This is a genomic window from Streptomyces sp. NPDC055078 (assembly GCF_053607985.1).
In genome coordinates this window covers 1-7534 of sequence record NZ_JBSGUP010000400.1, presented here as the reverse complement: position 1 = coordinate 7534, position 7534 = coordinate 1, and the positions used below count along the sequence as shown (strand labels likewise).

Annotated in this window: 8 protein-coding genes; 4 read left to right on the top strand and 4 right to left on the bottom strand. The window is 72.2% G+C overall.

All coding sequences use genetic code 11. The annotated features are described in order from the left end of the window. The 4 genes from ACWF94_RS27360 to ACWF94_RS27345 form a co-directional block, all read left to right on the top strand. On the top strand, nt 1-973 hold a 973-nt coding region (locus ACWF94_RS27360; RefSeq protein WP_453493902.1), incomplete at its 5' end, for an ABC transporter permease. Between the two features lie 25 nt (nt 974-998). Continuing rightward, nucleotides 999-1883, top strand: coding sequence for an ABC transporter permease (locus ACWF94_RS27355; RefSeq protein WP_453493899.1), 885 nt, complete (start codon nt 999-1001; stop codon nt 1881-1883). Beyond that, a complete protein-coding gene (locus ACWF94_RS27350; RefSeq protein ID WP_453493896.1) occupies nt 1832-2848 on the top strand; it encodes an ABC transporter ATP-binding protein in 1017 nt (338 codons plus the stop codon). Before ACWF94_RS27355 ends, ACWF94_RS27350 begins: the two co-directional genes overlap by 52 nt. Nucleotides 2849-3112: 264 nt before the next feature. After that, nucleotides 3113-4120 (top strand): ABC transporter ATP-binding protein, encoded by a 1008-nt coding sequence (locus tag ACWF94_RS27345; protein ID WP_453493893.1) that lies wholly within the window; start codon nt 3113-3115, stop codon nt 4118-4120. Between the two features lie 351 nt (nt 4121-4471). Here ACWF94_RS27345 and ACWF94_RS27340 read toward each other — a convergent pair whose 3' ends face one another. From ACWF94_RS27340 to ACWF94_RS27325, 4 genes are all read right to left on the bottom strand, one after another. Then, complete coding sequence (locus ACWF94_RS27340) at nt 4472-5413, bottom strand: bifunctional riboflavin kinase/FAD synthetase (RefSeq protein WP_453493890.1); 942 nt, start codon at nt 5411-5413, stop codon at nt 4472-4474. Between the two features lie 447 nt (nt 5414-5860). Beyond that, complete coding sequence (truB, locus tag ACWF94_RS27335) at nt 5861-6760, bottom strand: tRNA pseudouridine(55) synthase TruB (RefSeq protein WP_453493887.1); 900 nt, start codon at nt 6758-6760, stop codon at nt 5861-5863. Further along, a complete protein-coding gene (rbfA, locus tag ACWF94_RS27330) occupies nt 6757-7200 on the bottom strand; it encodes a 30S ribosome-binding factor RbfA (RefSeq protein WP_453493884.1) in 444 nt (147 codons plus the stop codon). The genes truB and rbfA overlap by 4 nt, the downstream gene beginning before the upstream one ends. A 34-nt stretch (nt 7201-7234) precedes the next feature. Continuing rightward, a complete protein-coding gene (locus tag ACWF94_RS27325; protein ID WP_453493905.1) occupies nt 7235-7528 on the bottom strand; it encodes a DUF503 domain-containing protein in 294 nt (97 codons plus the stop codon). Nucleotides 7529-7534 lie beyond the last annotated feature (6 nt).

The following is a 7534-nucleotide window of genomic DNA, read 5'->3' as shown; positions in this document are numbered from 1 at the left end:
CGCCTATCTGCGCTATGTCGCCGGGCGGCTCGGCGGCGCGGCCGTCTCGCTCATCGCCGTACTCGTCACCAGCTTCTTCCTGTTCCGGATCATCCCCGGCGACCCGGTGACGGCCATGACCCGGGGCGTACCGACGTCCGCCGACCAACTGGCCACCCTGCGGCGGCAGTTCGGTCTCGACCAGCCGATGTGGCAGCAGTTCACGGACTACTGCGGCAAGGCGCTGACGGGCGATCTGGGGATGTCGTACCAGTTCCGCGCCCCGGTCGGCGAGCTGATCGCGCAGAAGGTGCCCGCGACGCTGCTGCTGACCGGAGTCGCCGTGGTGGTGTACTCGGCGATCGGGCTCTGGCTGGGCACCCGCTCCGCCTGGCGGCACGGCAGCCTCGGCGACCGGGTCAGCACCGGGGTGGCGCTCACCCTGTGGTCGGTGCCGTCGTTCTGGCTCGGCCTGCTGCTGATCATCACCTTCTCGGTGGGCATGGGTCCCGTGCCCGGTCTGTTCCCGACCGGTGGCATGGAGTCCGGCGACGAGACCGGTCTCGCGTACGTCGCCGATGTGGCGCACCATATGGTGCTGCCGGTCGTGACCCTCGTCGCGGTGGGGTACGCGCAGACGCTGCTGGTGATGCGCTCGTCGCTGCTGGACGAGATGGGCTCGGACTATCTGACGACCGCGCGGGCCAAGGGCCTGAAGGACTCGGCCGTACGACGGCGGCACGCCGTGCCCAACGCGCTGCTGCCGACGGTGACGATGGTCTTCATCAATCTGGGCCATGTGGCCGCCGGGTCGATCCTGGTGGAGACGGTGTTCTCCTGGCCGGGGCTCGGGGGGCTGTTCTACCAGGCGCTGAGCGTGCCCGACCTGCCACTCGTCCAGGGGCTCTTCGTCGTCTTCGCCGGGGCGATGATCGTGATGAATCTGCTCGCCGATCTGCTGTATCCGCTGCTCGATCCCCGGGTGGGCCGATGACGACCTCACTGTCCTGGGTACGCCGATGACGACCTCACTGTCCTGGGTACGCCGACGCCACTCCGTGGCCCGCTTCTGGCGTGCGTACCGTACGCACCGGGCGGGGCTCGCCGGACTCGGCGCGCTCATCGTGATCGCCGTGGTCGCGCTCGCCGCGCCGCTGCTCGTCGGCGGTGAGGTGCAGAGTGTGACGGAGGCTCCGGGCGGGCCGCTGGAGTCGCCGAGCGGTGAGTTCCCGCTGGGGACCGACCAGTTCGGGCGCTCGCTGCTGGGGCTGCTCGTGTGGGGGGCGCGGATCTCGCTGACGGTGGGGCTGCTGGCCGCCGCGCTGTCGGTGGCGATCGGGACCCTCGTCGGGGTGGTCGCCGGGCACTACGGCGGCTGGTTCTCGACCGTGCTGATGCGGATCACCGACTGGTTTCTGGTGATGCCCGCGCTGGTGCTGGCGATCGTGCTGGCGACGGTGATGTCCCGGAACATCTGGACCGTGGTGATCGCCATCGGGGTGACCAGCTGGCCGACGACGGCCCGGCTGGTGCGCGCGCAGACGATCGCGGTCGAGTCCCGCCCGTACATCGAACGCGCGAAGGCCCTCGGCGGCGGCCATGGACACATCATGAACCGCCATGTACTGCCGAATGTGATGCCGCTGGTGCTCGCGCAGACGACCCTCGGGATCTCCGCGGCGATCCTGACCGAGGCGACGCTCGCCTTTCTGGGCCTGGGCGACCCGACGGTCGTGTCCTGGGGCGGGATGCTCCAGGACGCCCGGGAGGCGGGGGCGGTCTCGGCAGGCCACTGGTGGTATCTCGCGCCGCCCGGGGTGGCGATCGCGCTGGTGGCGCTCGCGTTCACCCTGTGCGGGCGGGCGATCGAGACGGTGCTCAACCCTCGGCTGGGGGTGATCTGACGGTGCTGGAACTGCGGGATCTACGGGTGACCTACGGCTCGGGGGCGCGGGCCGTCCCGGCCGTACGGGGTGTCGATCTGAGCGTGGCCGCCGGACAGAAACTGGGCATCGCCGGGGAGTCGGGGTGCGGCAAGTCGACGCTGGCCCTCGCGCTGCTGCGGCTGCTCCCCGCGAGCGCGCGCATCGGCGGCGAGGTGCTGTTCGACGGCGAGGATGTGCTCACCATGCGGTGGGGCAGGCTGCGGGCGGTGCGCTGGGCGGGGGCGTCGATCGTCTTCCAGGGCGCGATGCACTCCCTGAACGCGGTGCACCGCATCGGCGACCAGATCGCCGAGCCGATCCTGCTCCATCGGCGGACCACCCCGGCCGCCGCGCGGCGGCGGGTCGGCGAACTGCTGCGGCAGGTGGGACTGCCGGCCGGGCGCGCGGACGCCTATCCGCACGAGCTGTCCGGCGGGCAGCGCCAGCGGGTGATGATCGCCATGGCGCTGGCCTGCGATCCCCGGCTGATCGTGGCGGACGAGCCGACGACCGCGCTGGATGTGATGATCCAGGCGCAGATCCTGCGGCTGATCGGGGAACTGGTCGCCGAGCAGGACATCGCCCTGGTGATGATCAGCCACGATCTGGCGGTCCTCGCGGACACCTGCGACCGGCTGGCGGTGATGTACGCGGGCCGGGTGGTGGAGGAGGGCCCGGCCCGCGCGGTGTACGACGCGGCCCGGCACCCGTACGGCCAGGCCCTGTCCGCCGCCTTCCCGCGCATCGGCGACCCCTCGTCCCGCCGCGCCCCGCGCGGACTCCCCGGCGATCCGCCGGACCCTTCGGCGCTGCCCCCCGGCTGCCCGTTCCATCCGCGCTGCGCGGTGGCGCTGGAGCTGTGCTCGGCGGAGGACCAGGAGCTGAGGGGGGACGAAGGGCACCGGGCGGCCTGCGTCCGGGTGAGCGCGGGGGGTGGTCCTTGACCGTGGGAGCCGTGAGGTCCGCCGGGCGGGTGCCGGCCGCCGACACCGTCGGGCCCACCGGCGGACAGCCGTGGCCCGGGGCACCCCGCATCACCACCGGGAGACCGACAGGGCCCGGGAGGCGGGACCGCCGTGTGGCGGCCTGGGCCCCCGGTCCCTCGTCGGCGCACGGCTGTGGCCTCGGCGCGATGCCGGTGCCGCGGGACGCCGGACCTGACCGGCCCGCCACGGGCATCACCCTCACCACCGAGAGGCAGCGCAGCCATGACCCAGGAGATCATCGGGACCACCGCTCCCCTGCTCTCGGCCACCGGGCTGCACATCACCTTCCCCGGGCGGCGCGGCGGGCCGCCCGCACGGGCCGTGGACGGGGTGGATCTCGACATCGGCACGGGTGAGATCGTGGCGCTGGTGGGCGAGTCCGGCTGTGGCAAGACGACGCTCGCGCGCTCGCTGCTCGGTCTGGTGCCGCCGACCTCGGGCCGGATCACCTTCGGCGGCCGGCCCCTCGCCACCACCGAGCGCGCCCTCAAGGCGTACCGCCGGCGGGTCCAGCTGGTGCTCCAGGACCCCAGCGGTTCGCTCAACCCCCGGCACACGGTGTACGACGCCGTCGCGGAGGGCTTGCGGATCCACCGGTACGGCGGGGACGAGCGCGCTGCGGTCTCCGGTGCGCTCGCGCGGGCGGGGCTACGGCCGCCCGAGCGGTTCATCCTGCGGTATCCGCATGAGCTGTCGGGTGGTCAGCGGCAGCGGGTCGTGATCGCCGGGGCGCTGGTCCTGGAGCCCGAACTGATCGTCGCGGACGAGCCGGTGGCGTCGCTGGACGCGTCCGTACGCGGTGAGATCCTGGCGCTGCTGCTGCGGCTGCGGGACGAACTGGGCCTCTCCGCACTGGTGGTGACGCACGATCTGGGCCTCGCGTGGAACATCGCGGACCGGGTCGCGGTGATGTATCTGGGGCGGATCGTGGAGTGCGGCCCGGTGGAGGAGGTCCTGACCTCGCCCCGGCACCCGTACACCCGCGCCCTGTTGTCGGTACTGCCCGAGTCGGATGGCCCCGCCGTGGTACTGACGGGCGAGCCGCCCGACCCGTCCCGTATTCCCGGCGGCTGCCGCTTCCACGCCCGGTGTCAGGTGCTGGCATCGGGAGAGGCGGAGCGAGCGGGCGTGGCGGAGAGCTGCCGGGGGCGGACGCTGGAGGTGCTGAGCGGGGAAGGGGTGGCGTGCCACTGGGCGTCCGCGTCCGTGCTCCAGCCCCGGCAGGTCTGACGCTGGTTGCTCTGGCCCGCCGACCGTGGACGGACACATCCAGCCTGCCCGGCGACCTTACGGACCCGGGTGCGCATAGTCAGCCCGTTGGGGGTCCCCCCGGACGAAGTCTGGGGGAGATTGAGGACACCCCCGCAGGGGTGCGCGACAGCCAACGGCGCAGCAGGTCGCCGGGGCTCCGCCCCAGACCCAGCGCCTCAAACGCCGGCGAGGCTGATTTTGCCTGCCCAGGTGCGCAAGTGTCCCTGCGGGGCTGGGATGTGCTGGCACTTTCAGCCCGTCCGGCGATTGAGGACACCCCGGCAGGGGTGCGCGTCAGCCGACGGCGCGGCAGGTTCCGGCTCAGGCGGGCTACTCCGCCGTCAGCTCACGGCACTTCTTGACGTCCTCGGCCATCTGCACCAGCAGCGCGTCGACCGACTCGAACTTCGCCATGCCCCGGATGTACGCGAGGAAGTCCACGGCGACGTGCAGCCCGTACAGATCGAGGCCGACCCGGTCGATCGCGTACGCCTCGACGGTCCGCTCGGTGGCGTCGAACTGCAGGTTGGTGCCCACGGAGATCGCCGCGGGCATCCGCTCGCCGTCCGCCGTCAGCCAGCCCGCGTACACCCCGTCGGCCGGGATCGCGGTGTGCGGCAGCGTCTCCAGGTTCGCGGTCGGGAAGCCCAGCTCACGGCCCCGCTGCGCGCCCCGGACGACGACGCCCTCGACGCGGTGCGGACGGCCGAGGATCTCGTGCGCGCCCTCGACATCGCCCGAGGCGACGAGTCGGCGGGTCAGGGTGGAGGAGAAGGGTTCGCCGCCGCCCGCCTCGCCGGTGACCACGAGGTCGATGACCTCGACCTCGTAGTCGTAGGTCGCGCCCAGCTCCGCGAGGTAGGCCACATCGCCGGCGGCCCGGTGGCCGAAGCGGAAGTTCGGGCCCTCCACCACCAGGCGGGCGTGCAGCTTGTCGACGAGCACCTTGACGATGAAATCCGCCGGGGACAGCTTCGAGAACTCGGCGGTGAACGGCAGGATGAGCACCGCGTCGACCCCGAGGTCGGCCATGAGCCCGGCCCGCCGGTGGTGCGGCGCCAGCAGCGGGGGGTGGCTGCCGGGGCGGACGACCTCGCTCGGGTGCGGGTCGAAGGTGACGACGACGGACGGCACCGACAGCTCACGCGCCCGCTCCACCGCCCGGCCGATGATCAGCTGGTGCCCTCGGTGCACCCCGTCGTAGGAGCCGATGGTGACGACGCTGCGCCCCCAGTCCTGGGGGATGTCCTCCAAGCCACGCCAGCGCTGCACTGTGACCGCTCCTCGCCCGAACCCGTGTACTGCCGATGTCATCGAATGCCGATTACGCAGGTCTAAGACTGCCATGTCCCCGCCCGTCGGTTCGCATCGGCTTCCGGCGGGGGGACGCCCTCCCCGCGCCGGAGGACCGGATCGAACCGGGCCCCCCACGCGCGGGCGGGGCCGCGAGCAGGCCCGCGACGAGCGCGGACGCGGGCCGGGACCTCCCGGGCGGGCGCCGCTCCCCGTGTCGTACCGTCCCCGGGCGACCAGGGCCGTACCGGCCCCGTTGGTGATATGTCCCACAGCGACCCGTCCGTACGCGGCGGCCCCGTGCGCCCAGGTGCGGCGCGGGTCCGTACGCGGCGGCCCGGCGCGCACAGTACGGGGCGGTGCCATCGGACGCTCCGTACCGCCCGCCCCCGGGCACAGCACAGCACAGCACGACACGGCGGGACGTCAGCCGAAGACGGCGAGGCTCTTGGCCTTGCCCTTCTGCTCCTCCACGAGCGCGAGAAAGCGGCCGTCGGGCGCGAAGACGGCGACCGGCGACCTGTCGTACGGCGGCATGTCCAGCCGTACGCCATGGGTGATCAGCCTGGCCCGCTTCTCGTCCACGTCCCAGCGGGGGAACGCGGCGGCAGCGGCCTCCGCGACCGGCATCACGGCCAGCTCCTGCTGGAGCTGGTCGAGGGTGCGTGCCGCGTCCAGGCCGTACGGCCCGACCCGGGTCCGGCGCAGTGCCGTGAGATGCCCGCCGACGCCGAGTCCGGCGCCGAGGTCGCGTGCGAGGGCGCGGATGTACGTCCCCGACGAGCAGACCACCGAGACGACGACGTCGAGCACCGGGGTGCCGTCATCGGCGACCGCTTCCCGTACGTCGTACACCCGGAACGAGGAGACGGTCACCGGGCGGGCCGGGATCTCGAAGTCCTCGCCGCCGCGCACCCGGGCGTACGACCGCTTCCCGTCGATCTTGATGGCGCTGACCTTGGACGGGACCTGCATGATGGGCCCGGTCAGCGCGGCCACACCCGCGTCCATGGCCTCTCTGGTGACCCGGGAGGCGTCCGCCGACGCGGTGATCTCGCCCTCGGCGTCATCGGTGACCGTCGTCTGGCCGAGCCGGATCGTCCCGAGGTACTCCTTCTCCGTCAGGGCGAGGTGCCCCAGGAGCTTGGTGGCCTTCTCGACGCCCAGCACCAGGACTCCGGTGGCCATGGGGTCGAGCGTCCCCGCGTGTCCGACGCGGCGGGTCCTGGCGATCCCGCGCATCTTGGCGACGACGTCGTGCGAAGTGAAGCCCGACGGCTTGTCGACGATGACAAGCCCGTCGGGCGTGGGGGTCGGCTGAGTCATTCGGAGGCTTCGTCCTCGTCCTCCGGCTTACGGTACGGGTCGGCCTCTCCGGCGTAGGTGGCGCCCGATGACGCCTCCCGCACCTTCTCGTCCGATGCCCGTGCCCGGTCGAGGAGGTTCTCGATCGTCTTGGCGTTCTCGGGGAGTGCGTCGGCCACAAAGGTCAGGGTGGGCGTGAACTTGGTGCCCGCCGCCGCGCCGACCGCCGAGCGCAGGACGCCCTTGGCGCTCTGGAGCCCCGCCGCCGCGCTGGCCCGGTCCTCGTCGTCGCCGTAGACCGTGTAGAAGACCGTGGCCTCCCGCAGATCACCGGTGACCCGGGTGTCGGTGATGGTCACATGCGTCCCGAGCCGGGGGTCCTTGATGCCGCGCTGTAGCTTCTCGGCGACCACCTCCCGGATGAGGTCCGCCAGTTTCTTCGCCCGCGCGTTGTCGGCCACTGGTCCTTCTCCTTCTTCACCGCTCGCCTTGCCATCAGTCTTCGTCGCTGTGGAGCCTGCGTCGAACCGAGAGCAGCTCCACCTCGGGCCGGCCGGCCACCAGCCGCTCGCACCGGTCCAGTACGTCGGTGAGATGTCCCGTGTCGCCCGACACCACCGCGAGGCCGATCTCGGCCCTGCGGTGGAGGTCCTGGCCTCCGGTCTCCGCCACGCTCACCGCGAATTTCCGCTGGAGTTCGGCGACGATCGGCCGGATCACGGAGCGCTTCTCCTTCAGCGACCGTACGTCGCCGAGAAGCAGATCGAAGGACAGTGTCCCCACATACATGTATGT

Bases quoted from the DNA above. Each gene is read 5' to 3' on its own strand.
- ACWF94_RS27355 (WP_453493899.1), top strand. From the start codon at position 999: ATGACGACCTCACTGTCCTGGGTACGCCGACGCCACTCCGTGGCCCGC.
- ACWF94_RS27345 (WP_453493893.1), top strand. From the start codon at position 3,113: ATGACCCAGGAGATCATCGGGACCACCGCTCCCCTGCTCTCGGCCACC.
- truB (WP_453493887.1), bottom strand. From the start codon at position 6,760: ATGACTCAGCCGACCCCCACGCCCGACGGGCTTGTCATCGTCGACAAG.
- ACWF94_RS27325 (WP_453493905.1), bottom strand. From the start codon at position 7,528: ATGTATGTGGGGACACTGTCCTTCGATCTGCTTCTCGGCGACGTACGG.